This window comes from uncultured Microbacterium sp. (assembly GCF_913776565.1).
Classification (GTDB): Bacteria; Actinomycetota; Actinomycetes; order Actinomycetales; family Microbacteriaceae; genus Microbacterium.
The window spans coordinates 1-24,185 of the sequence record NZ_CAJYPF010000191.1 but is presented as its reverse complement, the minus strand read 5'-3'; the positions used below and the strand labels follow the sequence as shown (position 1 = coordinate 24,185).

Here is a 24,185-nt window from a genome sequence, read left to right as displayed (position 1 = left end):
GCATGGTCGTAGAGATCACACCGGGTCACAACCCCTTGCGCGACCCCGAGGATCGCCGTCTGAGCCGGATCGCGGGGCCCAGCGCCCTCGTCATCTTCGGCGTCACCGGCGACCTCTCCCGAAAGAAGCTCATGCCGGCGGTCTACGACCTGGCCAATCGCGGGCTGCTCCCCCCGGGCTTCGCCCTGGTCGGCTTCGCCCGCCGCGACTGGGAGGATCAGGACTTCGCCGAGGTCGTCTACGAGTCGGTCAAGAAGTACGCCCGCACCGAGTTCCGTGAGGAGACGTGGAAGGAACTGCTCGAGGGCATCCGCTTCGTCCAGGGCGAGTTCGACGACCCCGAGGCGTTCCGCCGCCTCCGCGACACCGTCGACAAGCTCGACACCGAGCGCGGCACGATGGGCAACCACGCCTACTACCTGTCGATCCCGCCCAAGGCGTTCCCGGTGGTCACGGCCCAGCTCAAGGAGTCGGGTCTGGTCGGCGACCAGGCCGACGGCGTCAACGGGTGGCGCCGTGTGGTCATCGAGAAGCCCTTCGGTCACGACCTCGCCTCGGCGCGCGAGCTCAACGAGTCCGTCGAGAGCGCGTTCCCGGCGGACTCGATCTTCCGTATCGACCACTACCTCGGCAAGGAGACGGTGCAGAACATCCTCGCGCTGCGCTTCGCCAACGAGCTGTACGAGCCGATCTGGAACCGCAACTACGTCGACCACGTGCAGATCACCATGGCCGAGGACATCGGCGTCGGCGGTCGCGCGGGGTACTACGACGGCATCGGAGCGGCGCGCGACGTCATCCAGAACCACCTGCTGCAGCTGCTCGCGCTGACGGCGATGGAGGAGCCCATCAGCTTCAACGCCTCCGACCTGCGCGCCGAGAAGGAGAAGGTGCTCGCCGCCGTGCGCGTGCCCGACAACCTCGCCGAGGCGACGGCGCGCGGACAGTACGCCGGTGGCTGGCAGGGCGGCGAGAAGGTGCTCGGCTTCCTCGAGGAAGACGGCATGAATCCCGAGTCGGTCACCGAGACGTTCGCGGCGATCAAGCTCGAGATCAACACGCGACGCTGGTCGGGCGTGCCCTTCTACGTGCGCAGCGGCAAGCGTCTCGGACGCCGTGTGACCGAGGTCGCCGTGGTGTTCAAGCGCGCGCCGCAGCAGCTCTTCTCGCGGAGCCAGACGCAGGAGCTGGGTCAGAACGCGCTCGTCATCCGGGTGCAGCCCGATGAGGGCGTGACCATCCGCTTCGGCTCCAAGGTGCCCGGAGACGGTACGCAGGTGCGCGATGTGACGATGGACTTCGGCTACGGACACGCGTTCACCGAAGCCAGCCCCGAGGCCTACGAGCGTCTGATCCTCGACGTGCTGCTGGGCGACCCGCCGCTGTTCCCGCGGCACGAGGAGGTCGAGCTCAGCTGGAAGATCCTCGACCCCATCGAGGAGTACTGGGCCGCGCAGGGCGGCCCGCTCGAACAGTATTCGCCCGGGTCGTGGGGGCCGGCATCCGCCGATGAGCTCCTCGCCCGCGACGGCCGCACCTGGAGGCGCCCGTGATCATCGATCTGCCCGACACCACCGTCAGCGCGATCTCGAAGAAGCTCGTCAGCGTCCGCGAGGAGGGCGGCGCCGTCGCCCTGGGCCGCGTGCTGACGCTCATCATCGTCACCCATCACGGCGCCGAAGAAGAGGTCATCGAGGCCGCCAACGACGCCTCGCGCGAGCACCCGATGCGCGTGATCGCCGTACTGCTGGGCGACAGCGACGAGGAGCCCCGGCTCGACGCGCAGATCCGCGTGGGCGGGGACGCCGGCGCGAGCGAGGTCGTCGTCCTGCGTGCGCACGGCGCCGCGGGCTCGAATGCCGAGAGCCTGGTCACCGGCCTGCTGCTGCCCGACGCCCCCGTCGTCGCGTGGTGGCCGGCCGAGGCCCCCGCCGACCCCTCGCGTTCCGAGATCGGCCGCATCGCGCAGCGTCGCATCACTGACGCATCGTCGCAGCCGGATCCCGCCGCCTGGGTGGCACAGCTCGGCGAGCACTACGCCCCCGGCGACACCGACTTCGCGTGGACCCGGGTGACCCGCTGGCGTGAGCAGCTCGCCGCGGTGCTGGATCAGCCTCCGTTCGAGCCGGTCACCGCGATCGAGGTGCGCGGCGCGTCCGACTCCCCGTCGACGGCGCTCCTGGCCGCGTGGCTGGGCATGAAGCTCGACGCCCCCGTCGATTACGCCTACCTGCCCGCCGCCGAGTGGGCGAGCGGTATCAAGTCGGTGCGACTGACCCGTCCCAGCGGCGACACGCTGCTGGAGCGTCCCGAGGCCGGCGTGGCCGTGCTGACGCAGCCGGGTCAGCCCACGCACGATCTCGCCTTCCCGCGCCGGACGCTCCGCGAATGCCTGGCGGAGGAACTGCGCCGACTCGACCCCGACCTGCTCTACGGACGCGTCATCACCGAGGGCCACGACCTGCTGCTCGCGGCGAGCGAGAAGAGCGGTTCATGACCGAGAACGGCGCCGTCAAGCAGGTCATCATCAAGCCGGATGCCGACACCCTCGCCGCGTACGTCGCGACGCGCTTCATGAACCGCATCGTCAAGCGTGTGGCCGAGGGCAAGCGCATGCACGTCTGCCTCACGGGCGGGACGATGGGCGGCGCCGTCCTGCGCACGGCGGCCCGCGACGAGCGGGTGGCCGACATCGACTGGTCGCTGGTGCACTTCTGGTTCGGCGACGAGCGCTTCGTGCCGCGCGACAGCGACGACCGCAACGACAAGCAGGCGCGCGAGGCGTTCCTCGACCACCTCGACATCCCCGCCGAGAACATCCACACCGTCGCCTCGAGCGAGGACGGGATCGACCTGGATGCCGCCGCCACCGCCTACGCGGACGAGCTCGCGCAGTTCGCCCCGTCGGACCGCGGCGACTCCGGGCCGTGGCCGTCGTTCGACATCTGCTTCCTGGGCGTCGGACCCGACGCGCATATCGCGTCGCTCTTCCCCGATCGTCCCGAGATCTCGGTGACCGATCGCGCGGTCGTGGCCGTGCGCGAGTCGCCGAAGCCGCCGAGCGAGCGCGTCTCGCTGACCCGCCCGGTGATCAATTCCTCGAAGCGCGTGTGGATGGTGATCGCCGGCGCCGACAAGGCGGCCGCCCTCGGTCTCGCCCTCGCGGGAGCGAGCTACCAGAGCGTCCCCGCGGCGGGTGCGAAGGGACGCCGGCGGACGGCGTTCTTCGTCGACGAGGTCGCCGCCGATCAGGTGCCGCCGCAGCTCATCGACCGCGAGTACTGAGCGCGAGTGAACGCGGGGAGGACCGGATGCCGTCGGCATCCGGTCCTTCGCATTTTCACAGGAGGCAGACCCTTGTCATCCTCGAAGGCGCCGCTTAGATTCGTGACGGGGGGGCATCCGGGTCCGTACCGACGGTCATCCGTCGAGTCGGCCGACGCAGTTGGGAGCGTTCGGATGCCGTTTATCGGTCGCAAGCGGGAGATGCGACGCGTCGAGGGCGCGATCGGCGCACGGGCGGGGTCGATATGCCTGCTCGTCGGCGAGCCCGGGATCGGCAAGACCGCGCTGGCCCGCGAGATCGCCCGCGTCTGGGACGCCGCCGTCGTCGTCGCGAGCCCGAACGAGCGGATGTGGCCGTACTCCGGGATCTCCGCGGTCTCGGCGGCCCTGGGAGGTGGTCGCGGATCGGCGATCGACAGCGTGCTGGCCCGCGGTCGCGACTGGCCGGAGCACCTGCTCGCCGAGGAGCTCAGCCGCACGCTGCATCTGGTTCGCGACGAGCCCGCCGTCGTGGTCATCGACGATCTCGACGAGATGGACAGCGCCAGCATCACGGTGCTCTCCTTCGTCTTCGGTCGGCTGCGCGGAACCGGATTGAGCGTCGTCGCCACGGTGCGATGCCTGGACGGACGCCACGATTTCGCCGGAATGGCGCACACCCGCATCGACCGCCTCTCGTTCGAGGACTCCGTCGACCTGGCCCGGGCTCATCTCGGACCGGGCACGGCTCAGGCCGTGCTGTTCATGGTCGCGAAGTACACCGGCGGCGACCCCCGGGTGATCTCCCGTGTGCGGCTGACTCCCGCCGAAGCCGCCGGCGACGCCGCTCTGCCGGTCCCCCTCCGCCTGGTCGACGACGACGACGGCGGCCGGCGGCGGCGCGCGTCGAGACCGACGCGGGACGATCGGACGAACGCGGTGCTGGACCTGCTCTCGGTGGGCCCGGTCTACGGCTACGATCGGCTGCGCCGAACCGCCGCTGATCACGGGGTCGAGGTCGATGCCCTGATCGACGCCGGTCTCGTCGCGGTCCACGGGGAGCTGGCCCGATTCGCCGACCCGGCCCTGCGCCTGCGGCACCACGCCGCTCTCGGGGCGGACGAGCGCCGACGCCTGCACGCCCGCGCGGCCGCGGATCACGAGGGTGTGTTCCCCGCGACGCACCGGTGGCACCTCAGCTTCGTCGACCCGGACGGTGACCGCGCGGAGCTCCTCTGGGCGGCGGCCGACCTCGCCCGCGCCGGAGAAACCGCCGCCGCCGTCGAATTCGCCGAGCGCGCGCTGGGCGGCGACGTCGACGAGGGTGATCGTGCGCGCCACCTCGTCGAACTGGGCGAGGCCCTCGTGCTCCACAATCGCTCGGCCCTCGGGCGACACTACCTGCGGCGGACCGGCCCCCTGATCGATCCCGAGCTGCGCGCACGTAGCGCGCTCGCGCAGGTCCGCGCCACCGCGATCGTGGACCACGTCGTCGACGACGACCTCGTCGCGGCGGTGGTGGACGGCATCCCACCCCGCGCCGCCGAGAGTCTGCTCTGCGAGTGCGCACGGCTGCACCTGGAGCGCACCGAGATCGTCGAGGCCCTCGCGTGCATCCGCGCGGTGGTCGAACGCGACATCGTCGGAGCCGAGACGCGGCAGCTGGCGCTGATCCTCGGGGAGCTGGGGCTCGATCTCGTCTTGCCCGCGACCATCGACACGGGGGTGGCCGCCCCCGTGCCGGCATCCGATGCGCCCATCGGACAGGCCCTCCTGGCCCTGGGTGTCCAGGTGCTGCGCGAGGAATACCCCGCGGTGCGTCATCAGGTCACCGCCCTCCTCGAACGTCTGCCTCGGCTCGCCCCGATGTGGCGGCAGCAGGTCCAGTGCGTCCTCGTCATCAACGAGATCCGCGGCGGCGATCCCGCCGCGGCGCGCGAGGCGATGGCCGCGTGGCAGCGGGAATGGGGGCCGGGGCGCACGCCCGACGCCGCGACCGTGCTGCTCATGGCGGCCGGCGCGGCCCTCGACCCCCTTAACGACACGGCGACCGCCCTGGTGCGCAGCGGCCGCGACCTGGCCCGCCGTGAGGGGACCTCGGCTCTGCTGCCGTGGTTCGCGGTGATCGAGGGGGGCATCGCCCTCGCGGAGGAACGATACGACGATGCCGTGACGGCGCTGCGCACCGCGCGTGAACTCGCCCCCGGTGAGGACCCGTCCCTGCTGCGCGCCGGAGCCGATCTCGTCGAGGCGCTGTGGCTGAGCGGACGTCACGCCGAGGCGCGCGTCGAGCTCGCGCGCCTCGAGGCCGCCGCGATCCGCACCCCCCGTCGATGGACGACGCTCGCGGTCGCCCGATCACGCGCCGTGTGCCGGTGCCAGGACGAGGGCGCGGAGGCCTTCCGCGAGGCACTCGACGTCCTGCGCATCGACGACGCCCCCGCGGAACGTCGTCGTCTGGCCGCCGCGCGCGAGCGGTGCCTGCCCGGCCTCGACGGTGCACGTCCGCCCCGCGCGCTCCCCTCCGCGCGGACGTCCCGGGTGCTGTCCGTTCAGGAGCAGGAGGTCGTCGAACTGGTCGGTCGCGGGCTACGCAACCGCGAGATCGCGGCGACCCTGTTCGTCTCGCTCCGCACGGTCGAGCTGCGCCTGACCGGGATCTATCGCAAGCTCGGCGTCAGCAGCCGGGTGCACCTGATCGCCCTGCTGCACGGCTCCTCGGCCGCATCGTGAGGGACGGGAGGGATGCCGGGCCCTCGGCATCCCTCCCCCTCATCCCGCCGACAGCGCGGCGCGCCGGGCGGGGCTGCGCCACCGACCGTCGGAGGGCCGTCCGAGCGCGGCGGCCAGCGCCCGCAGGCACAGCACGGCGTCCCAGACGCGCAGCACCGGGAACAGCAGCATCCAGATCCGTGGACGCTGCCGCGACACGGCGCAGACGAACGCCGTCATGAGGGCGTCCACGATCACGAACGACATCGCCACGGGACCGGCGGGGAGCGCGAGCGCCACCGATGCGGCGACGGCGGCCGCGTCGGGCGGCAGCACGAGCGCGCCCAGGGCCGCGACGCCCGCGATCAGCAGCAGGGGCAGCACGGCGGCGAGCGCGACGCTGGACACGACGGTCTCGACGGCGAACACGCCCACCGAGGCCCAGAACAGTCCGGGGCGCAGACCGTGCCGGCGCACGGTCTGCCAGAAGCCGAGGCTCCACCGCCGCATCTGGGCCGAGTAGTCGCGCAGGATCGCCGGGTCCTGGGTCTCGGCGATGGCGCACTCGGGGTGGAAGGCGATGCGCCCCAGACGCTTGGCGTGCACCTCGAACGTCATGTTGAAGTCCTCGATGGACAGCCCGGGGGCGTCGATGTCGACGCGGTCGAGGATGTCCGTGCGGTACAGGCTCGCGAAGCCCGGCACGATGGCGACGGCGTCGGCGCCGCGTGCGGCCTGACCGAACTTGTGCAGGTACTGCGTGCACACGTACGTCCGCTCGCGGTACGCGGTGAGCAGACGCCCCACCGGCGTGTTCGGCGCATCGGTGGCGGTGGTGGCGCGACCGGCGACGGCGACGACATCTGCGTCGGTGAACAGCGGCAGGGCGGTGCGCAGGTAGTCGGGGCGGGGGCGGGAGTCGGCGTCGAGGAGCATCAGCAGGGGGAAACGGTCGGGGATGCCGAAGTGCCCGAGTCCCGCCCGGATGGCGCCGGCCTTGCCGCGGTTGGGGCGGAGGTCCCACGCGGTGGCGCCCGCCTCGCGCGCACGTCCGACGGTGTCATCGGTCGAGCCGTCCGAGACGACGAAGACGTTCGCCACCGGGACCAGGGCTCGTGCGGCGCGCACCGCGTCGGCGATGACCAGTTGCTCGTTATGGGCGGCGATGAGCACGGCCACCTCGTCGGCGCGGTAGAACATCGACGGCACCAGCAGGGCATCGCCCGGCCGGCGCTCGGCCACAAGCCGGAAGACGGCGGCCGTCCCCCACACGAGGGTCGAGACGCCGACGGTGGCGATCGCGACGAGCACGACCCACAGGGTGGTCACCGTCGTCGCTCCGGGCGGCACGCACCCGAACCCGGCCGAGGGGCGGCTTCGCCGGAGACGGTACGGATACCGGGAGCCCGGCGGACGATGGGGTGCCCGCACCGGGCGGTACGGGTCGGATCGACGGTGGGCGTCATGGCATCCCCTGTTCGCGGCGCGGGTCTCGGCACGACGCTACGTCGTCGATCCCGTCGCCGCACCGCTCCGGGACCGCAGGTGCGGTTGCGGTTCCCCGCATCGCGACATGCGGTGCGCGGCACCCCGCATGATCCGCCCGGGCTCCTTGACCGCTCCCGCCGCCCCGGCCCAGGGTGGGCGACGAACCGACTCCGACACCCCGATCGAGCGGTTCGCGAACGCAGCACCCGACCGTTCGAGGGGGCGCATTCCCCCGCGCCCCCTCGGACCTCTGCCCTGGAGGATGAAGATGTCCACTCTCGATGTGCGAGCCGTCCCGCTGACGGCGTCGCCGGCCCCGACGCCCGCCGAGCCGCAGGCGCCGACATTCGATTTCGATGTCGCGATCGTCGGGCTCGGGTACGTGGGGCTGCCGACCGCGCTCGCCTATCACGCGAGCGGCTCCCGCGTCCTGGCGCTGGACGTCTCACCGCGTCGGCTGCGGACGATCGCCGCACGCGGCGCCGACCTCATCGACTCCGACCGCGAGCGCCTCGACGCCGCCCTGCGCGCGCCCGCCGGCTTCCGGCTCACCAGCGACACGGCGGAGCTCTCCCGCGCCGCGGCGATCGTCGTGTGCGTTCCGACCCCCGTCGACCACCAGCAGGTGCCCGACCTCGCTCCCCTCCGGGCGGCCTGCGCCACCGTCGTCGCCGCCGTCCGGCCGGGGCAGCTCGTCATGCTGACCTCCACCACGTACGTCGGCTGCACGCACGACCTGGTCGAGCAGCCCCTGCGCGAGCGCGGCTTCGTCATCGGACGCGACGTGTTCGTCACGTTCAGCGCCGAGCGCATCGACCCGGGCAACATCGGGTTCGCTCAAGAGGTCGTCCCCCGCGTGGTCGGGGGTGCCACCCCGCAGTGCGAGGAGCAGGGTGCCCGCCTGCTCGCCCGCTACGCCGCGCGAGTGCACCGCGTGTCGAGCCTGGCCACCGCCGAGATGACCAAGCTCCTCGAGAACACCTTCCGCGCGGTGAACATCGCGCTGGCCAACGAATTCGCCGACATCTGCGGGGCGCTCGACGTGCCGGTCACCGAGGTCATCGAGGCGGCCAGCACCAAGCCCTACGGGTTCATGGCGTTCTATCCCGGCCCGGGTGTCGGGGGGCACTGCATCCCGTGCGATCCGCACTACCTGCTGTGGCAGCTCAAGGCCCTGCACGTGGATGCGGGGGTCATCACCGAAGCCATGACCCGCATCGCCGCCCGTCCGCGGCGGGTCGTCGAACGCATCCGCGACGTCCTCGGGCGCGCGGGCAAGGGCACCCTCGGGGCGCGCATCCTCGTCGTGGGCGTGACCTACAAGCCCGATGTGGCGGACCTGCGCGAATCCCCCGCCCTCGAGATCATCGACCACCTCATCGACGTGGGGGCGGAGGTGCAGTACGTCGACAGCCACGCTCCCCACATCCACCTCGACTCCGGCCGCGAGCGCGACTCGCTCGCCGACCCGGCCGCGTTCCACCCCGACGTGGTGCTCGTGCACACCCGGCACCACGACGACGACCTGGCGTGGCTCGAGGGCGATGCGCTCGTCGTCGACGGCACCTACCGCAGCAGCGACATCGCCGGGCGGGTGCTCCTGTGAGCGGCATCCCCGTCTTCCCCGGCGGAGCCGGCCTCAGGACCCTCGTCACCGGCGGCGCCGGATTCGTCGGGAGCCACCTCGTCGAGCTGCTGCTCGCCCAGGGCGACGAGGTCGTCGTCCTCGACGACCTGTCCACCGGCTCGGCCCGCAACCTCGCCGGCGTCGCCGACCACCCCCGCCTCGAGATGATCCACGGGTCGATCCTGAACCCCCAGACGGTGTCGCAGGCGATGCGTTCGTGCGACCGGGTGTTCCACCTCGCCGCGGCGGTGGGCGTCAAGCTCATCGTCGAGCAGCCGCTGCGGGGCCTGCGCATCAACATCCACGGCACCGAGAACGTGCTGACGGCCGCGATCGAGCAGCAGGCCTCGGTGCTGTTGGTGTCGACCAGCGAGGTGTACGGCAAGAACACCGCCGATCGCCTGCGCGAGGACTCCGACCGCGTCCTCGGCGACCCGCTGCTGTCGCGGTGGACGTACGCGGGGGCGAAGGGCATCGACGAGGCCTTCGCCAAGGCGTACTGCGATCAAGAGGGACTGGACGTCGCGATCGTGCGTCTGTTCAACACCGTCGGCCCGCGTCAGACGGGGCGGTACGGGATGGTGCTGCCCAATCTGGTCGGCCAGGCCCTGCGGGGCCAACCGCTCACCGTCTTCGGCGACGGCCTGCAGACCCGCTGCTTCTCGGCCGTCGAGGACGTCGTGCCCGCAATGGTGCGGATCGAGCGCGATCCGCGGGCACGCGGCCAGGCTTACAACCTGGGCGGCGCGAGGGAGATCTCGATCCTCGACCTCGCCCGAGAGATCATCGCCACCCTCGACAGCGCGAGCGAGATCCAGCTCGTGCCCTACGAGCAGGCCTACGCCGCGGGATTCGAGGACATGCGCCGACGGGTCCCCGACAACACCAAGGCCCACGATCTCGTGGGCTACGAACCCACCACGCCGTTGGGCACCACCATCCTGCGCGTCGCGGCCGATCTGCTCTCGCGAGAGCGATTGGGCTCGGATGCCATGCCCCTGGCCGGGGCCGGAACGTTCCGCGGGATCGTCTGATGTGCGGCATCACGGCCTTCCGCGGGACGACCGCCGCAGCCACGCGAGCGCGCACGGCGCTGGAGCGGCTGGAGTACCGCGGGTACGACTCCGCCGGGATCGCCGCGCGGCGTCCGGACGGCACGACGCTGCACGAGCGGACGGTCCGCGGCGTCGCCGCCCTCGCTGCGGCGGTCGGACCCGCCGAGACGGATGCCACCACCGCGGCGGTCGGACACACCCGGTGGGCCACGCACGGGGCCGTGACCGCCCAGAACGCGCACCCGATCGAGGACTGCGGGGGCCGCGTGTTCGTGGTGCACAACGGCATCGTCGAGAACGCGGAGGCACTGCGGACCGAGCTGCGCGCCGCGGGGCATCGCTTCGCGACCGAGGTCGACAGCGAGGTGATCGCGCATCTGATCGAACAGGCGCTGCGGCCGGGCGTCGACCTGGGCGACGCGCTCGTCGCCGCCCGGGATCGACTCGAAGGGTCCTGGGCCGTGGTGGTGCTCGACGCGAGGTCGGGCGAGATCGCGGGGACCGCGCACGCCTCTCCGTTGATCTGCGCCGAGACGGGGGACGGCGTGTACCTGGCGAGCGACGTGGGAGCGGTCGTGGGGGAGGTCGCGGCGTTCCGCGTGCTCGAGGACGACGACGTCGTCGAGGTGGGAGGGGCGGGGCCTCGATGGCATCGCCACGACCACAGCACCCGTCCGCGGGGCCTCTGGCCCGTCCCTCGAACCGCGCTGCTCGGCAGCACCGGACGGCACGACGATCACATGGGAAACGAGATCGACGAGCAGCCGGCGGTCGCCCGTCGGGTGGTCGACGCGCTGTCCCCGGGCATCGCGGACGGGCGCCTGTGGAAGGGCCTGGGGCTTCCACCGCTGGACGGCGTCGATCGCGTCTGCGTGGTCGGGTGCGGGACGTCCCTGCACGCCGGCCAGGCGATCGCCGGGGTCTTCGAGCGGCTCGCGGCCCTGCCCACCCGCGCCCTGGTCGCCAGCGAGGCCGTCCACGATCTCTGGGAGCCGCGGACGCTCGTCATCGCGATCAGCCAGTCGGGGGAGACCGCCGATGTCCTGCGCGCCCTGGACCGTCTTCCCGCCCGGCGCGGTCCCGTCCTGGCGTTGACCAACAGCACCTCCTCGTCCCTCGCGCGGCGCTCCGACGCGGTGATCGACTGCCTCGCCGGGCCCGAGGTCGGCGTCGCCGCCACGAAGACCTTCGTCGCTCAGGTGCTGACGGGCGTGTGCGTCGCCCTGTCGGGTGTCTGCGCCTCGGGACGCGCCGACGCGGCCCGCTTCGACGCCGACCTGCGCGCCCTCGTGGCGGCGCCCGAGGCACTGCGCGCGGCGGTCGAGGAGTGGCGGGAGCCGTCGGCGGCCCTCGCCGCCGAGTTCGCCACGGCATCCGGCTTCCTCTTCCTCGGGCGCGGCTCCGGGCTGGTCTACGCCGCCGAGGGCGCCCTCAAGCTGAAGGAGCTGTCCTATCGCTGGGCCGAGCATCAGCCCGCCGGAGAGCTCAAGCACGGTCCGCTCGCTCTGGTGGATGCCGGCACCCCGGTGTTCGTCGTCGACAACGGCGACCCGCGGCTGGACGTCGACATCGCCGAGGTCACCGCCCGCGGCGGTCGTATCGTGCGGATCGGCGAACGCGTCCTCACCGTCGGCGGTTCCGCGGTGCACCTCCCCCGGTCCGGACCCTCGTGGGGCCCCCTGGACGGCGTCGTCCCCCTGCAGATGTTCGCGCGCGAGCTCGCCCTGCGCCTGGGGCGCAACGTCGACAAGCCGCGCAACCTGGCGAAGTCGGTGACGGTCTCGTGACCGGGCAGCGGCATCCCGCCCCCTCCCCTGCGCCGCGTCCGCACGCCGCGCGAAGAACTCGGAAGGAAGACCCCATGCCCCGACCTCCGATCGCCCCGACGTCGCGGTGGAGAAGAGTGCTGACGGCACTCGTCGCCATCGCGGCGGTGACCACCGGAGCCCTGGCCGCCACCCCCGCCCCCGCGCAGGCGGCCACCCGCACCATCGTCAGCCTCACCTTCGACGACGCCAACGCCGATCAGCTGAGCGCCCTGCCCGCGCTGAAGACCAACGGCATGAGGGCGACCTTCTACGTGCCCTCGGGGTTCATCGACGCGGCGGGCCATATGAGCCGCGCGGATCTGACGACGCTCAAGAACGCCGGACACGAGATCGGCGGACATACGGTCACCCATCCCGACCTGGCCGCGGTCAGCGTCGACGAGGCGAAGCGTCAGATCTGCACCGACCGCAAGACCCTCACCTCCTGGGGGTTCTCGTTGCGCAGCTTCGCCTACCCGTTCGCGTCCAGCACCCCCGACGTCGAGAAGGCCGCGGCCGCGTGCGGCTACAACAGTGCGCGCGGTCTGGGTGACATCCGCAGCCGCTTCGGCTGTCCCGACTGCGCGTACGCCGAGTCGACCCGACCCGCCGATCCGTATTACCTCAAGGCCCTCGACCAGGTCGACGCCACGTGGACCCTCGACGATCTGAAGGCGGGCGTGACCAACGCCGAGAAGAACGGCGGAGGGTGGGTGCAGTTCACCTTCCACGACGTGTGCGACAACGCCTGCAGCGACCTGGCGGTCACACCCGCGGTCTTCTCGCAGTTCACCGCCTGGTTGAAGACCCGGGCGTCGGCGGGCACGGTCGTCAAGACCGTGGGAGAGGTGATCGGCGGCGCCGTCAAACCCGTCGTCGACGGACCGACCGTGCCCGCGGTGACCGGATCCGCCAACGGCGTGGTGAACCCGAGCCTGGAGCAGGGCGCTCCCGACTGCTGGATGCGCGGCGGCTACGGGTCGAACTCGCCCGCCTTCTCGACCGGCTCCCCCGCCCACACCGGTGTCATCGCGAGCGCGATCACGATGTCGAACTACGTCGACGGCGACGCCAAGCTGCTGCCGCAGTTCGACCTCGGCCAGTGCGCCCCCACCGTCAGCCCCGGCAGGACCTACACGCTGCGGGAGTGGTACCAGTCCAGCGGGGTGACGCAGTTCGCGGTCTACCTGCGCTCGAGCACCGGCGCGTGGTCGTACTGGACGTCGAGCCCCTGGTTCGCCGCCGCGGCCGACTGGACGCAGGCCGACTGGACGACTCCCGCGATCCCGGCCGGATACACGGGCATCAGCTTCGCGCTCACGATCTTCGGCAACGGCACCCTGCGTACCGACGACCTGCAGCTCTACGACAGCGCCGGAGCGCCCGCCCTGCCCGCCGCGAGCACGACCTCGCCCACTCTCGCCCCGTCGGCGGTGACGGCGCCGCAGGGACCGGTCGAGGTGGCCAACCCCACCGAGAGCGTCGTCGCCGGATGACGACGCGGCGTACGGCGGCGGCGATCACCCTCGCGGTGGTCGTCGCCGCCGGCGTGAGCGCCTGCACTCCTGTCCCGCCCGACCGTCCCGACACCGGGTATCCCTGGCATACCGGGATCATCGCGACCACCTTCTGGGTCGGCGAGGTGTTCGACGCCTCCGCGTCCGACGGCAGCCAGCGGATCTCGACCTACGACTCCGATTGGCTGGGCTCGTACGGCGGCTGCGACGGCATCCACGTCGGCGAGGAGTGCCGCACCGAGACGCGCACCGCTGCCGACGACTGGTTCCCGACGGCCATGACCCCCCGGCAGAACCCGTTCTACCTCGATCTCCCCTTCGACGACGTCAACGACGACGAGGGGTTCGCCACGCGTGGCCAGGTGGTTCCGTGGGCCTCTGACCCCGCCTACGCGCCCCTCGTCGACGACCCCTCGGCGAGCCTGATGAAGAACCGCTGGGTCGTTCTGCGCAAGGACGGGCGCATCTGCTACGGGCAGATCCAGGATGCCGGCCCCGGCGAGTATCGCGACGCGGCCTACGTCTTCGGCTCCGACGATCGCCGGCCGGCCAACACCCGCTACAACGGTGCGGGCCTCGACGTCTCCCCCGCGCTCAACGGCTGCCTCGGCTTCGCCGACCTCAACGGCGACGGCGACCGCGTGGACTGGGCGTTCGTCGACGACGCGGACGTCCCGGCCGGTCCCTGGACCAGGATCGTCACCGACTCCCCCGTCCGCTGACCCCGCTCCCGCCGGTCCTCCCCCCCTCGCCAGGGGAAAAGGACAGGGCCGGATGCCATGGCATCCGGCCCCGTCGTCCTCAGCTCCGATGGGAGCCGAGCGGGATCACTGTCCGCGACGCTCGCGCAGCTGCTGCAGGGCGTCGTCGAGGAGCGAGGCGGCCTCGTCGTCGCTGCGGCGCTCTTTCACGTAGGCGAGGTGCGTCTTGTACGGCTCGGCCTTGGCGAGAGCCGGCGGGTTGGCCTTGTCGCGCCCGGCCGGGAGGCCGGAGTGCGGGGAGTCGATCGTCTCGGGGATCTCGTCGTCGGGGATCCCGGCGGCGAAATAGCGCACGGTCTCGTTGCCGAGGGCGTCCCAGTACGACACGGCCACGCGGTCCGCGTGGAAGCCGTGATCCTGCTCGCCCATGGGGCCCGCGCCCACGCGCGAGCCACGGATGGCATTGCCGCCAGTGGCCATGTCAGATCTCCGCGAATTTGGTCAGCAGACCGAGGCCGACGATGGTGACGAACCACACCAGAGCCAGCACGATCGTGAATCGGTTGAGGTTGCGCTCGGCCAGACCCGACGAGCCCAGGGCGGAGCTCATACCGCCGCCGAACATGTCGGACAGACCGCCGCCGCGACCCTTGTGAAGCAGGATGAGCAGGGTCAGCAGGAGGCTGGTGATGCCCAGGAGCACCTGCAGGACGAACTCGAGAATCTGCACTGTCGAAGCCTTTCACAGCGATCGGGTCGACCGCACAAGCGTCAAGTATACGGGGAGGCGTCTCGGACGCACGGATGCCCGCGGCGCCGTGCCGCGGGCATCCGTGAGGGCGTCAGACGCCGATGTGCTTCTGGAAGCGGATGATCGCCGCGAACTCATCCACGACGAGACTCGCACCGCCCACCAGCGCACCGTCGACATCGGGCTCGCGCATGAAGCCGGCGATGTTGCCCGACTTCACCGAACCGCCGTAGAGCACGCGCGTGCGCGCCGCCGCGTCCGCGCCGAGCTTGTCGGCGACGACCGCGCGCAGCTTCGCGCAGACCTCCTGGGCCTGGTCGGGCGTCGCCGCCTGACCCGAGCCGATCGCCCAGACCGGCTCGTACGCCACGACGATGTCGGCGTCGGCCGACACGCCTTCGAGAGCGACCTCGAGCTGACCCACGGGAACGGCGCTGGCGCCGAACTTCTCGAGGTCCTCCGAGGTCTCGCCGACGCAGATGACGGGCACGAGACCGTGGCGCAGGGCCGCCTGCGTCTTGGCCGCGATGACCTCGTCGGTCTCGTGGTGGAACTGCCGACGCTCCGAGTGACCGATGATCACGTAGCGCGCGTCCAGTTTCGCGAGGAACTGCCCCGAGATCTCGCCGGTGTAGGCGCCCGAGTCATGCGCCGACAGGTCCTGACCGCCCAGGGCGAAGTCGATCTTGTCGGCGTCGAGGAGCGTCTGCACGGTGCGCAGGTCGGTGTACGGCGGGAAGACCGCGACCTCGACACTGCCGTTGTCGTGCTTGGCCTCTTTCAGCGTCCAGTGCAGCTTCTGGACGAACGCGACCGCCTGAAGGTGGTCGAGGTTCATCTTCCAGTTGCCCGCGATGAGGGGGGTTCTGTTCACTGTTGCCATCCGAGGACCTCCAGTCCGGGGAGCTTCTTGCCTTCGAGGAACTCCAGGCTGGCGCCGCCGCCGGTGGAGATGTGACCGAACTGGTCGTCGGCGAAGCCGAGCTGACGCACCGCGGCCGCGGAGTCGCCGCCGCCGACGACGCTGAGGCCGTCGACCTCGGTGAGCGCCTGGGCGACGGTCTTCGTGCCGGCTTCGAACGCCTTCATCTCGAACACACCCATCGGGCCGTTCCAGAAGACGGTGCGCGAGCCGCGGATCGCGTCGGCGAACAGCTCCGCCGTGCGCGGCCCGATGTCGAGACCGAGGCCGGAGGCGCCGAAGGCGGTGTCCTCGAGGGCGTCGGCGGCCGCCACCACGTGCTCGGCGTCCGCCGAGAACGAGGCCGCGACGACCGCATCGACCGGGAGGACGATCTCGACGCCGCGCTCCTTCGCCGTGGCGAGGTAGCCCTTCACGGTGTCGATCTGATCCTTCTCGAGCAGGCTCGAGCCGACCTGGTGACCCTCGGCGACGAGGAAGGTGAACATCATGCCGCCGCCGACGAGGAGCTTGTCCACGCGCGGGAGCAGGTGCTCGATGACGCCCAGCTTGTCGCTGACCTTCGAGCCGCCGAGGACGACTGTGTACGGACGCTCGGGGTTTTCCGTCAGGCGATCGAGGACCTCGAGCTCCTTCTGGATGAGAAGGCCCGCGGCCGAGGGCACGAGCTGGGCGAGGTCGTAGACGCTCGCCTGCTTGCGGTGCACGACGCCGAAACCGTCCGAGACGAGGGCGTCGCCCAGATCGGCGAGCTCCCGCGCGAAGGCCTGGCGCTCGGCCTCGTCCTTCGAGGTCTCCCCCGCGTTGAATCGCAGGTTCTCGATCACGGCGATCTCGCCGTCCTCGAGGGAGGACACGGCATCCCGAGCCGACTCGCCCACCGTGTCGCGCGCGAACGCGACAGGCTGGCCGAGCAGCTCGGACAGGCGCTGCGCGACCGGCTCGAGCGAGTACTTCGGGTCGGGCGCGCCGTCGGGGCGGCCCAGGTGCGAGCACACGACCACACGCGCGCCGGCGTTGATCAGTGCGTTGAGGGTCGGAAGCGACGCGCGCACGCGGCCATCGTCCGTGATGACGCCGTCCTTGAGGGGGACGTTCAGATCACAACGGACGATGACGCGCGTGCCGGCGAGCGACCCCAGCGAATCGAGGGTGCGCAGAGCCATGGAGTGTCAGAGACGCTCGGCGACGTACTCGGTCAGGTCGACGAGACGGTTCGAGTAGCCCCACTCGTTGTCGTACCACGACGACACCTTGACGAGGTTGCCGCTGACGTTGGTCAGCTCCGCGTCGAAGATCGAGGAGTGCGGGTTGCCCTGGATGTCGCTCGAGACGATCGGGTCCTCGGTGTACTGCAGGATGCCGTTGAGGCGACCCTCGGCAGCGGCCTTCTTGTAGACCTCGTTGACCTGGTCGACGGTCAGGCCCTCGGTGGGCGTGACGATCGTGAGGTCGACGATCGAGCCGGTGGGAACCGGAACGCGGTACGACGAGCCGCTGAGCTTGCCGTTGAGCTCGGGCAGCACCAGGCCGATGGCCTTGGCGGCACCGGTCGAGGCGGGGACGATGTTGATCGCCGCGCCGCGCGCACGACGGAGGTCGCTGTGCGGGCCGTCCTGCAGGTTCTGGTCGGCGGTGTAGGCGTGGGCGGTCATCATGAAGCCGCGCTCGATGCCGAAGGCGTCTTCGAAGACCTTCGCCAGCGGGGCGAGGCAGTTCGTGGTGCACGAGGCGTTCGAGATGATGACGTCGGTCTCGGGGTTGTACGTCTCTTCGTTCACGCCCATGACGATGGTCGCGTCGTCACCGGTCGCGGGAGCGGAGATGAGCACCTTCTTGGCGCCGCCGGCGACGTGCTTCTTGGCGTCCTCGGCCTTGGTGAAGCGGCCGGTCGACTCGATGACGATGTCGACGCCGAGCTCGCCCCAGGGGAGGTTGGCCGGGTCGCGCTCTTCGAAGACCTTGATGGTCTTGTCGCCGACGGTGATGGAGTCTTCGGTGTACGACACGTCCTCGGACAGCACGCCGCCCACGGAGTCGTACTTCAGCAGGTGCGCGAGGGTCTTGTTGTCGGTGAGGTCGTTCACCGCCACGATTTCGAGGTCGGCACCCTGCGCGAGAGCCGCGCGGAGGTAGTTGCGTCCGATACGGCCGAAGCCGTTGATTCCGATCTTGACGGTCACGGAATATCTCCTGAATCAGTTGTGCGCGAGAGGCGCGTGATTGCGGTATTCGCTGGCGGACAACGGCGTCCCGGTGGGGTGTCCCACCGGGACGCCGCACCGTTTACGACAGTACCAGCAGACCCGCGGTCTTCTCACGGGCGGCGGCGAAGCGCTCCTGAGCGTCGGCCCAGTTGGCGATGTTCCAGAAGGCCTTCACGTAGTCGGCGCGCACGTTCTTGTAGTCGAGGTAGTAGGCGTGCTCCCAGACGTCGAGGAGCAGCAGCGGAACGGTGCCCGCGACGATCTGGCCCTGCTGGTCGAAGAACTGCTGGATGACGAGGTTCTCGCCGATCGAATCCCAGAACAGACCGGCCCAGCCCGAGCCCTGCACGCCGAGGGCGGCCGCGGTGAACTGCGCACGGAAAGCGTCGAACGAGCCGAACTGGTCGTCGATCGCCGACTCGAGGTCGCCGGTGGGCTTGTCTCCGCCGTTGGGCGAGAGGTTCGTCCAGAAGATCGAGTGGTTGGTGTGACCGCCGAGGTTGAACGCGAGGTCCTTCTGCAGGCGGTTGATGTTGGCGAAATCGCCCTTCTCGCGCGCTTCGGCGAGCAGGTCGAGGGTCGTGTTCGCCCCGTTGACGTACGTCTGGTGGTGCTTGCTGTGGTGCAGCTCCATGATGGTCGCGCTGATGTGCGGCTCCAGCGCGGAGTAGTCGTAGGGCAGTTCGGGCAGCGTGTACTTCGCCATGTTCTCTACTTCCGAATCGGGCGCTGCCCGGACCTCTGCGCCGGAATGACATGCCGAGGCTCGAGCAGCAAGGGTGACGAGTTCATCCTATTGAGGACCAACGCGGCACCCCCGGGGTTGCTTCCCTGGATGACGGAAGGTAGCGGCCCGGGCGCGTCGCACGCTCCCCGGCCCGGGGTGGAGGGACGCGGTGCGGGGTGGTCGCACATCCCCGGCGCGGGACGCCGGGACCCGGCATCCGCGATCCGAGAGGACTCAGTCGTCGGCGCCCACGGGAACGGCCGCCTCGGTGCCCGGGATGCCCTCGGCCTCGGCCTTCTTGTCGGCCATGGCGAGCAGGCGCCGGATACGGCCGGCGACCGCGTCCTTCGTCAGCGGCGGATCGGCGTGGTGCCCGAGCTCGTCGAGGCTCGCGTCGCGGTGGGCCAGTCGCAATTCGCCGGCCTGCTGCAGGTGATCGGGCACCTCGTCGCCGAGGATCTCGAGCGCGCGCTCGACACGCGCGCACGCGGCGACCGCGGCCTGCGCGGAGCGGCGCAGGTTGGCGTCGTCGAAGTTGACCAGACGGTTCACTCCGGCGCGCACCTCCCGACGCTGGCGCATCTGGTCCCACTCGCCGGCGGTGCGGCGCGCACCCATCTCGTACAGCGCTCCGCGGATCGCCTCGCCGTCGCGCACGACCACACGGGGGACGCCGCGCACCTCGCGGGCCTTGGCGGGGATGCCGATGCGGTGACCGGCGCCCACGAGAGCCATGGCCGCCTCGGACGAGGGGCACGAGATCTCGAGAGCCGCCGAACGACCCGGGTCGCTGAGCGTGCCGCTGGCCAGGAAGGCCCCGCGCCAGATCGCGCTGAGGTCGGGACGCGAACCCGTCGTGAGCTTGTTGGGCAGACCGCGCACGGGACGACGGCGCTGATCGAGCAGACCGGTCTGACGCGCCAGGGTCTCCCCCGCCTCGATGACGCGGACCGCGAAGTGGCCGCCCGTGCGTCCGCCGGAGCCCTGGACGTGGTGCAGCTCGGGACGCACACCGTACAGCTCCATCAGGTCACGCGCGACGCGGCGGGCGAGGATGTCGGAGTCCAACTCGGCCTCGACGGCGACGCGGTTGGCGATGGAGTGCAGACCGCCGGAGAAGCGCAGAAGGGCCGTGAGTTCGGCGACGCGCGCCGTGGGGCGCGGGTCGCGAACGGTGATGAGTTCGGCCTTCACATCGGCGGTCAGGGGCACGGTTCTCCTCGGGTGGGGGCGGCGGGGACGACGTTACAGCCTACTCGCGACCGAGGTCGCGGTGAGCCACGCGCACGGCCACACCCGGAACATCGGCCAGACGTGCAGCGAGCTCGCGCGTCATCACGACCGACCTGTGCTTGCCCCCCGTGCACCCCACGGCCACCACGGAATGCCGCTTGTTCTCGCGCTGGTAGCCCTCGAGCACGGGCCGGAGCGCGGCCGAATACGCGTCGAGGAACTCGGCCGCCCCCTGCTGCTCCAGCACGTATTCCCGGACTCGGGAGTCCTCCCCGGTCAGCGCGCGGAGGTCCTCGCTCCAGAACGGGTTCGGCAGGAACCGCATGTCGGCCACGAGGTCGACGTCGGGCGGCAGTCCGTACTTGAAGCCGAAGCTCATCAGCGTCACCGTGTGCCGCGCCGCACCCTCCTCGCCGAAGAGGGCGACCGTGCGCAGCGACAGCTGGTGGACGTTGAGCGCCGAGGTGTCGATGACGACGTCCGCCGCCTCGCGCATCGGCGCGAGGCGGTCGCGTTCGCGTCGGATGCCGTCCAGGATCGTCCCCTCGCCCTGAAGGGGGTGCGGACGCCGCACCGCCTCGAAGCGGCGGACCAGCACCGCGTCCGAGGCGTCGAGGAACACCGTCCGCACCTGGCGGCCGGCCTGCAACGAGCGCATCGCCTCGGGCAGATCGGCGAACAGCGTCCGTCCGCGCACGTCCACGACGACCGCGACCCGGGGAACCGCTCCCCCGGCGAGCTCGGTGAGCTCGAGCAGCGGCCGGAGCATCTGCGGAGGCAGGTTGTCGACGACGTACCAGTCGAGGTCCTCGAGGGCGTTGGCGACCGTCGATCGTCCGGCCCCCGACATGCCCGTGACGATCAGCACCTCACCTGGCTCGTCTCGTGCCGGCTCCATGGCGATCAGCTCCCGTCGTCCGTTCCAGCCTACCGAGCCAGGTGGGTGTGGATGGCCTCGGCGAGGGTCGGTCCGATGCCGGGCAGGACGGTGATCTCGTCCGGGCTCGCGTTCTTCAATGCGGACACCGACCCGAAGTGCCGCAGCAGCGCCTTGATGCGTGCGTCCCCCAGGCCCGGCACCTCGGCCAGGACGCTGGTGATGTCGCGCTTGCGGCGCTTGCGCTGGTGCACGATCGCGAAACGGTGGGCCTCGTCGCGCAGACGCTGCAGCAGGTAGAGCGCCTCGGAGGTGCGCGGCAGGATGACGGGGTACTCCTCGCCCGGCAGCCACACCTCCTCGAGACGCTTGGCGATGCCGCAGAGCGCGATCTCTTCGTGGCCCGCGTCCGCGAGCGCCCGCGCAGCCGCGGCGACCTGCGGCTGACCGCCGTCGACGACGAGCAGCTGCGGACGGTAGGCGAAGCGCGGACGCTTGCGGGCCGTGACGACCTCGCCGTCGGCGGTGGCCTCGTCGGAGTCGGGGTCGGCGACGATCGCACCGTTCACCGTCTCGGGCTCGATCTTGTCGGGCCGGTCGAGGTACGCCAGGCGCCGGGTGAGCACCTGGTACATCGAATCGGTGTCGTCGGTGGTCTCGGCCACGCCGAAGGATCGGTACTGGTCTTTGCGCGGCAGTCCGTCCTCGAAGACGACCATGGATGCCACGACGTTGGTGCCCGACAGGTGCGAGACGTCGTAGCACTCGATGCGCAGGGGCGCCTCGGTCATCCCGAGCGCCTCCTGCAGGTCGGTGAGCGCCTGGGAGCGGGCCACGTAATCACTCGTGCGCCGCGTCTTGTGCAGCATCAGCGCCTGCTGCGCGTTCAGGGTCGCCGTCTTGAGCAGGTCGGCCTTGCGTCCGCGCTGGGCCACCTGCAGGGTCACCGGGCGGCCCCGCCGCTCACGCAGCCAGGCCTCGAGCTGATCGGCGTCGTCGGGCAGCTCGGGAACCAGCACCTGCCGGGGGATGTCGGTGGCATCCGCGTCCCCGTAGGTGCGCTGCAGGACCTGGTCGACCAGCTCGGCTCCCGAGATGTCGATCTCTTTCTCGATGGTCGTCGCCCGCACGCCGCGCACTCGGCCGCCGCGCACCACGAAGTGCTGGACGGTCGCGGCCAGTTCGTCCTCGGCGATGCCGAACAGGTCGGCATCCGTGTCCGAGGCCAGCACCAGCGCGCTCTTGCCGAGCACGGCGTCGATGGCCTGTAGGCGGTCGCGGTAGTGGGCGGCGGACTCGTAATCCATCGCCGCCGAGGCCTCTTTCATGCGCGCGGTGAGTTCTCGCGTGAAGCGCTGGTCACCGCCCGACATGAACGCGACGAAGTCGTTGACGACGGCGCGATGCTCCTCGATCGAGACCTTCATCGAGCACGGCCCGCCGCACCGGCCGATCTGACCGGGGAAGCACGGCCGCCCCGAGGCCATCGCCTTCTTGTATGAGGAGTCGCTGCACGTGCGGATGGGGAAGACCTTGATCATCAGGTCGATCGTGTCGTGCACGGCCCACACCTTGGGGTACGGACCGAAGTACTTGGCGCCACGGATCTTGGGGTTCCGGGTCACGATGACGCGCGGCGCCTCGTCGGCCAGGGTGATCGCCATGAACGGGTACGACTTGTCGTCTCGGTAGCGCACGTTGAAGGGCGGATCGAACTCCTTGATCCACATGTACTCGAGCTGCAGAGAGTCGACGTCGCTGGGGACGACGGTCCATTCCACGCTGGAGGCCGTCGTCACCATGCGCCGCGTGCGCTCGTGCAGCGAATGCAGGGGCGCGAAGTAGTTCGACAGGCGCGCACGGAGGTTCTTCGCCTTGCCGACGTAGAGCACGCGTCCCTCGGCATCCCGGAACCGGTAGACCCCCGGGTTGGTGGGGATCTCGCCGGCCTTGGGGCGGTACGGCAGCTGCGACATCCGTTCTCGGGATGCCACGGCTCAGCCCGCCGCGCCCACGAGCTCCCGCTCGGCGCTGCCGGCGTCCGAGGCGGTGTTGCGCTGCGCGCCCGTGCGACCGGTCTCGAGGAGTTCGGCGAGGAAGGCGCCCGTGTGGCTCTCCGCCACCTTCGCCACCTGCTCCGGCGTGCCGGTGGCGACGATCGTGCCGCCGCCGGCACCGCCCTCGGGGCCCAGATCGATGACCCAGTCCGAGCTCTTGATCACGTCGAGGTTGTGCTCGATGACGATGACCGTGTTGCCCTTGTCGACCAGGCCGTTGAGCACCTTGAGCAGGAGCGACACGTCTTCGAAGTGCAGCCCCGTGGTCGGCTCGTCGAGCACGTAGATCGAGCGTCCGTTGCTGCGCCGCTGGAGCTCGGTGGCGAGCTTGACGCGCTGCGCCTCGCCGCCCGAGAGCGTCGTGGCCGACTGCCCCAGGCGTACGTAGCCCAGGCCCACGTCGACGAGCGTGCGCAGATAGCGGTGGATCGCCTGGATGGGCTCGAAGAAGTCCGCGGCCTCCGAGATCGGCATCTCGAGCACCTCGGCGATGTTCTTGCCCTTGTAGTGCACCGACAGTGTGTCGCGGTTGTAGCGCTTGCCGTGGCAGACCTCGCAGTCCACGTACACGTCGGGGAGGAAGTTCATCTCGATCTTCAGCGTGCCGTCGCCCGAGCACGCCTCGCAGCGGCCGCCCTTGACGTTGAAGCTGAAGCGGCCGGCCTGATAGCCGCGGACCTTGGCCTCGGGCGTCTCGGCGAAGAGGCTGCGGATGCGGTCGAACACGCCGGTGTACGTCGCCGGGTTGGAGCGCGGGGTGCGTCCGATCGGCGCCTGGTCGACGTGCACGACCTTGTCGAGGTTGTCGAGACCCGTGACGCGCGTGTGCTTGCCGGGGACGCGGCGCGCTCCGTTCAGCTTCGAGGCGAGGACTTCGTACAGGATGCCGTTCACCAGCGTCGACTTGCCCGAGCCGCTGACGCCGGTCACCGAGGTGAGCACGCCGAGCGGGAAGTCGACGGTGACGTTCTGCAGGTTGTTCTCGCGGGCACCGACGACCGTGACCTGTCGTTTCTTGTCGATCTTGCGACGCTTCTCGGGCGCCTCGATCGCGCGCCGGCCCGAGAGGTACGCGCCGGTGAGCGACGCCTCGTCGTCGAGCAGCTGGGCCAGGGGCCCGGAGTGCACGACGTTCCCGCCGTCGACGCCCGCGCGGGGTCCGATGTCGACGACCCAGTCGGCCGCGTGGATGGTCTCTTCGTCGTGCTCGACGACGATGAGCGTGTTGCCCAGGTCGCG

The 24,185-nt window shown here is 70.7% G+C and carries 19 protein-coding genes and 1 pseudogene; 9 read left to right on the top strand and 11 right to left on the bottom strand.

The features are described from left to right. The first annotated feature begins 2 nt into the window (after positions 1 to 2). From zwf to QZ433_RS10675, 4 genes are all read left to right on the top strand, one after another. A complete protein-coding gene (gene zwf, locus QZ433_RS10690; RefSeq protein WP_295783095.1) occupies positions 3 to 1,553 on the top strand; it encodes a glucose-6-phosphate dehydrogenase in 1,551 nt (516 codons plus the stop codon). Beyond that, positions 1,550 to 2,497 carry a glucose-6-phosphate dehydrogenase assembly protein OpcA gene (locus QZ433_RS10685; RefSeq protein WP_295783092.1) on the top strand — a complete coding sequence of 316 codons (948 nt, stop codon included), beginning with the start codon at positions 1,550 to 1,552 and terminating at the stop codon, positions 2,495 to 2,497. The genes zwf and QZ433_RS10685 overlap by 4 nt, the downstream gene beginning before the upstream one ends. Beyond that, entirely contained in the window at positions 2,494 to 3,285 is a 792-nt protein-coding gene (gene pgl / locus QZ433_RS10680) for a 6-phosphogluconolactonase (RefSeq protein ID WP_295783089.1), read from the top strand. The genes QZ433_RS10685 and pgl overlap by 4 nt, the downstream gene beginning before the upstream one ends. A 174-nt stretch (positions 3,286 to 3,459) precedes the next feature. Further along, positions 3,460 to 5,997 (top strand): LuxR family transcriptional regulator, encoded by a 2,538-nt coding sequence (locus QZ433_RS10675; protein ID WP_295783086.1) that lies wholly within the window; start codon positions 3,460 to 3,462, stop codon positions 5,995 to 5,997. A 39-nt stretch (positions 5,998 to 6,036) separates the two neighbouring features. Here QZ433_RS10675 and QZ433_RS10670 read toward each other — a convergent pair whose 3' ends face one another. Then, positions 6,037 to 7,305, bottom strand: coding sequence for a glycosyltransferase family 2 protein (locus tag QZ433_RS10670; protein ID WP_295783083.1), 1,269 nt, complete (start codon positions 7,303 to 7,305; stop codon positions 6,037 to 6,039). Between the two features lie 427 nt (positions 7,306 to 7,732). Here QZ433_RS10670 and QZ433_RS10665 point away from each other — a divergent pair, with 427 nt between their 5' ends. From QZ433_RS10665 to QZ433_RS10645, 5 genes are all read left to right on the top strand, one after another. Further along, positions 7,733 to 9,070, top strand: coding sequence for a nucleotide sugar dehydrogenase (locus QZ433_RS10665; protein WP_295783080.1), 1,338 nt, complete (start codon positions 7,733 to 7,735; stop codon positions 9,068 to 9,070). Beyond that, the gene (locus QZ433_RS10660) at positions 9,067 to 10,125 is read left to right on the top strand and encodes a GDP-mannose 4,6-dehydratase (protein WP_295783078.1); all 1,059 of its coding nucleotides are present in this window, start codon (positions 9,067 to 9,069) and stop codon (positions 10,123 to 10,125) included. The genes QZ433_RS10665 and QZ433_RS10660 overlap by 4 nt, the downstream gene beginning before the upstream one ends. Next, positions 10,125 to 11,933 carry a glutamine--fructose-6-phosphate transaminase (isomerizing) gene (glmS, locus tag QZ433_RS10655; protein WP_295783076.1) on the top strand — a complete coding sequence of 603 codons (1,809 nt, stop codon included), beginning with the start codon at positions 10,125 to 10,127 and terminating at the stop codon, positions 11,931 to 11,933. The genes QZ433_RS10660 and glmS overlap by 1 nt, the downstream gene beginning before the upstream one ends. A 74-nt stretch (positions 11,934 to 12,007) precedes the next feature. Next, positions 12,008 to 13,450: a polysaccharide deacetylase family protein gene (locus QZ433_RS10650; RefSeq protein WP_295783074.1), complete on the top strand. Its 1,443-nt coding sequence runs from the start codon at positions 12,008 to 12,010 to the stop codon at positions 13,448 to 13,450. After that, complete coding sequence (locus tag QZ433_RS10645) at positions 13,447 to 14,193, top strand: hypothetical protein (RefSeq protein WP_295783072.1); 747 nt, start codon at positions 13,447 to 13,449, stop codon at positions 14,191 to 14,193. Before QZ433_RS10650 ends, QZ433_RS10645 begins: the two co-directional genes overlap by 4 nt. Before the next feature lie 105 nt (positions 14,194 to 14,298). Here the strand turns inward: QZ433_RS10645 and QZ433_RS10640 are convergent, their stop codons facing one another. The 10 genes and pseudogenes from QZ433_RS10640 to QZ433_RS10595 form a co-directional block, all read right to left on the bottom strand. Beyond that, positions 14,299 to 14,652 carry an RNA polymerase-binding protein RbpA gene (locus QZ433_RS10640; protein ID WP_295783069.1) on the bottom strand — a complete coding sequence of 118 codons (354 nt, stop codon included), beginning with the start codon at positions 14,650 to 14,652 and terminating at the stop codon, positions 14,299 to 14,301. A gap of 1 nt (position 14,653) precedes the next feature. Continuing rightward, entirely contained in the window at positions 14,654 to 14,902 is a 249-nt protein-coding gene (gene secG, locus QZ433_RS10635; protein WP_056232190.1) for a preprotein translocase subunit SecG, read from the bottom strand. A 112-nt stretch (positions 14,903 to 15,014) separates the two neighbouring features. Beyond that, entirely contained in the window at positions 15,015 to 15,806 is a 792-nt protein-coding gene (tpiA, locus tag QZ433_RS10630; protein WP_295783060.1) for a triose-phosphate isomerase, read from the bottom strand. Continuing rightward, positions 15,794 to 17,011, bottom strand: a complete 1,218-nt coding sequence (locus QZ433_RS10625) for a phosphoglycerate kinase (protein WP_295783057.1) — start codon at positions 17,009 to 17,011, stop codon at positions 15,794 to 15,796. Before QZ433_RS10625 ends, tpiA begins: the two co-directional genes overlap by 13 nt. A 6-nt stretch (positions 17,012 to 17,017) precedes the next feature. Next, positions 17,018 to 18,028 carry a type I glyceraldehyde-3-phosphate dehydrogenase gene (gap, locus tag QZ433_RS10620; protein ID WP_136585807.1) on the bottom strand — a complete coding sequence of 337 codons (1,011 nt, stop codon included), beginning with the start codon at positions 18,026 to 18,028 and terminating at the stop codon, positions 17,018 to 17,020. Between the two features lie 103 nt (positions 18,029 to 18,131). Beyond that, the gene (locus tag QZ433_RS10615; protein WP_076675340.1) at positions 18,132 to 18,758 is read right to left on the bottom strand and encodes a superoxide dismutase; all 627 of its coding nucleotides are present in this window, start codon (positions 18,756 to 18,758) and stop codon (positions 18,132 to 18,134) included. Between the two features lie 255 nt (positions 18,759 to 19,013). Further along, the gene (gene whiA, locus QZ433_RS10610) at positions 19,014 to 19,991 is read right to left on the bottom strand and encodes a DNA-binding protein WhiA (RefSeq protein WP_136585808.1); all 978 of its coding nucleotides are present in this window, start codon (positions 19,989 to 19,991) and stop codon (positions 19,014 to 19,016) included. A 40-nt stretch (positions 19,992 to 20,031) separates the two neighbouring features. Beyond that, a complete protein-coding gene (rapZ, locus tag QZ433_RS10605; RefSeq protein ID WP_295783051.1) occupies positions 20,032 to 20,910 on the bottom strand; it encodes an RNase adapter RapZ in 879 nt (292 codons plus the stop codon). Between the two features lie 29 nt (positions 20,911 to 20,939). Further along, entirely contained in the window at positions 20,940 to 22,865 is a 1,926-nt protein-coding gene (gene uvrC, locus QZ433_RS10600; protein ID WP_295783049.1) for an excinuclease ABC subunit UvrC, read from the bottom strand. A gap of 21 nt (positions 22,866 to 22,886) precedes the next feature. Next, a pseudogene (locus QZ433_RS10595) lies at positions 22,887 to 24,185 on the bottom strand (ATP-binding cassette domain-containing protein); the annotation flags it as partial.

Bases quoted from the DNA above. Each gene is read 5' to 3' on its own strand.
- zwf (WP_295783095.1), top strand. From the start codon at position 3: ATGGTCGTAGAGATCACACCGGGTCACAACCCCTTGCGCGACCCCGAG.
- pgl (WP_295783089.1), top strand. From the start codon at position 2,494: ATGACCGAGAACGGCGCCGTCAAGCAGGTCATCATCAAGCCGGATGCC.
- QZ433_RS10675 (WP_295783086.1), top strand. From the start codon at position 3,460: ATGCCGTTTATCGGTCGCAAGCGGGAGATGCGACGCGTCGAGGGCGCG.
- QZ433_RS10665 (WP_295783080.1), top strand. From the start codon at position 7,733: ATGTCCACTCTCGATGTGCGAGCCGTCCCGCTGACGGCGTCGCCGGCC.
- glmS (WP_295783076.1), top strand. From the start codon at position 10,125: ATGTGCGGCATCACGGCCTTCCGCGGGACGACCGCCGCAGCCACGCGA.
- QZ433_RS10650 (WP_295783074.1), top strand. From the start codon at position 12,008: ATGCCCCGACCTCCGATCGCCCCGACGTCGCGGTGGAGAAGAGTGCTG.
- QZ433_RS10645 (WP_295783072.1), top strand. From the start codon at position 13,447: ATGACGACGCGGCGTACGGCGGCGGCGATCACCCTCGCGGTGGTCGTC.
- QZ433_RS10640 (WP_295783069.1), bottom strand. From the start codon at position 14,652: ATGGCCACTGGCGGCAATGCCATCCGTGGCTCGCGCGTGGGCGCGGGC.
- tpiA (WP_295783060.1), bottom strand. From the start codon at position 15,806: ATGGCAACAGTGAACAGAACCCCCCTCATCGCGGGCAACTGGAAGATG.
- QZ433_RS10625 (WP_295783057.1), bottom strand. From the start codon at position 17,011: ATGGCTCTGCGCACCCTCGATTCGCTGGGGTCGCTCGCCGGCACGCGC.
- QZ433_RS10615 (WP_076675340.1), bottom strand. From the start codon at position 18,758: ATGGCGAAGTACACGCTGCCCGAACTGCCCTACGACTACTCCGCGCTG.
- rapZ (WP_295783051.1), bottom strand. From the start codon at position 20,910: ATGGAGCCGGCACGAGACGAGCCAGGTGAGGTGCTGATCGTCACGGGC.
- uvrC (WP_295783049.1), bottom strand. From the start codon at position 22,865: ATGTCGCAGCTGCCGTACCGCCCCAAGGCCGGCGAGATCCCCACCAAC.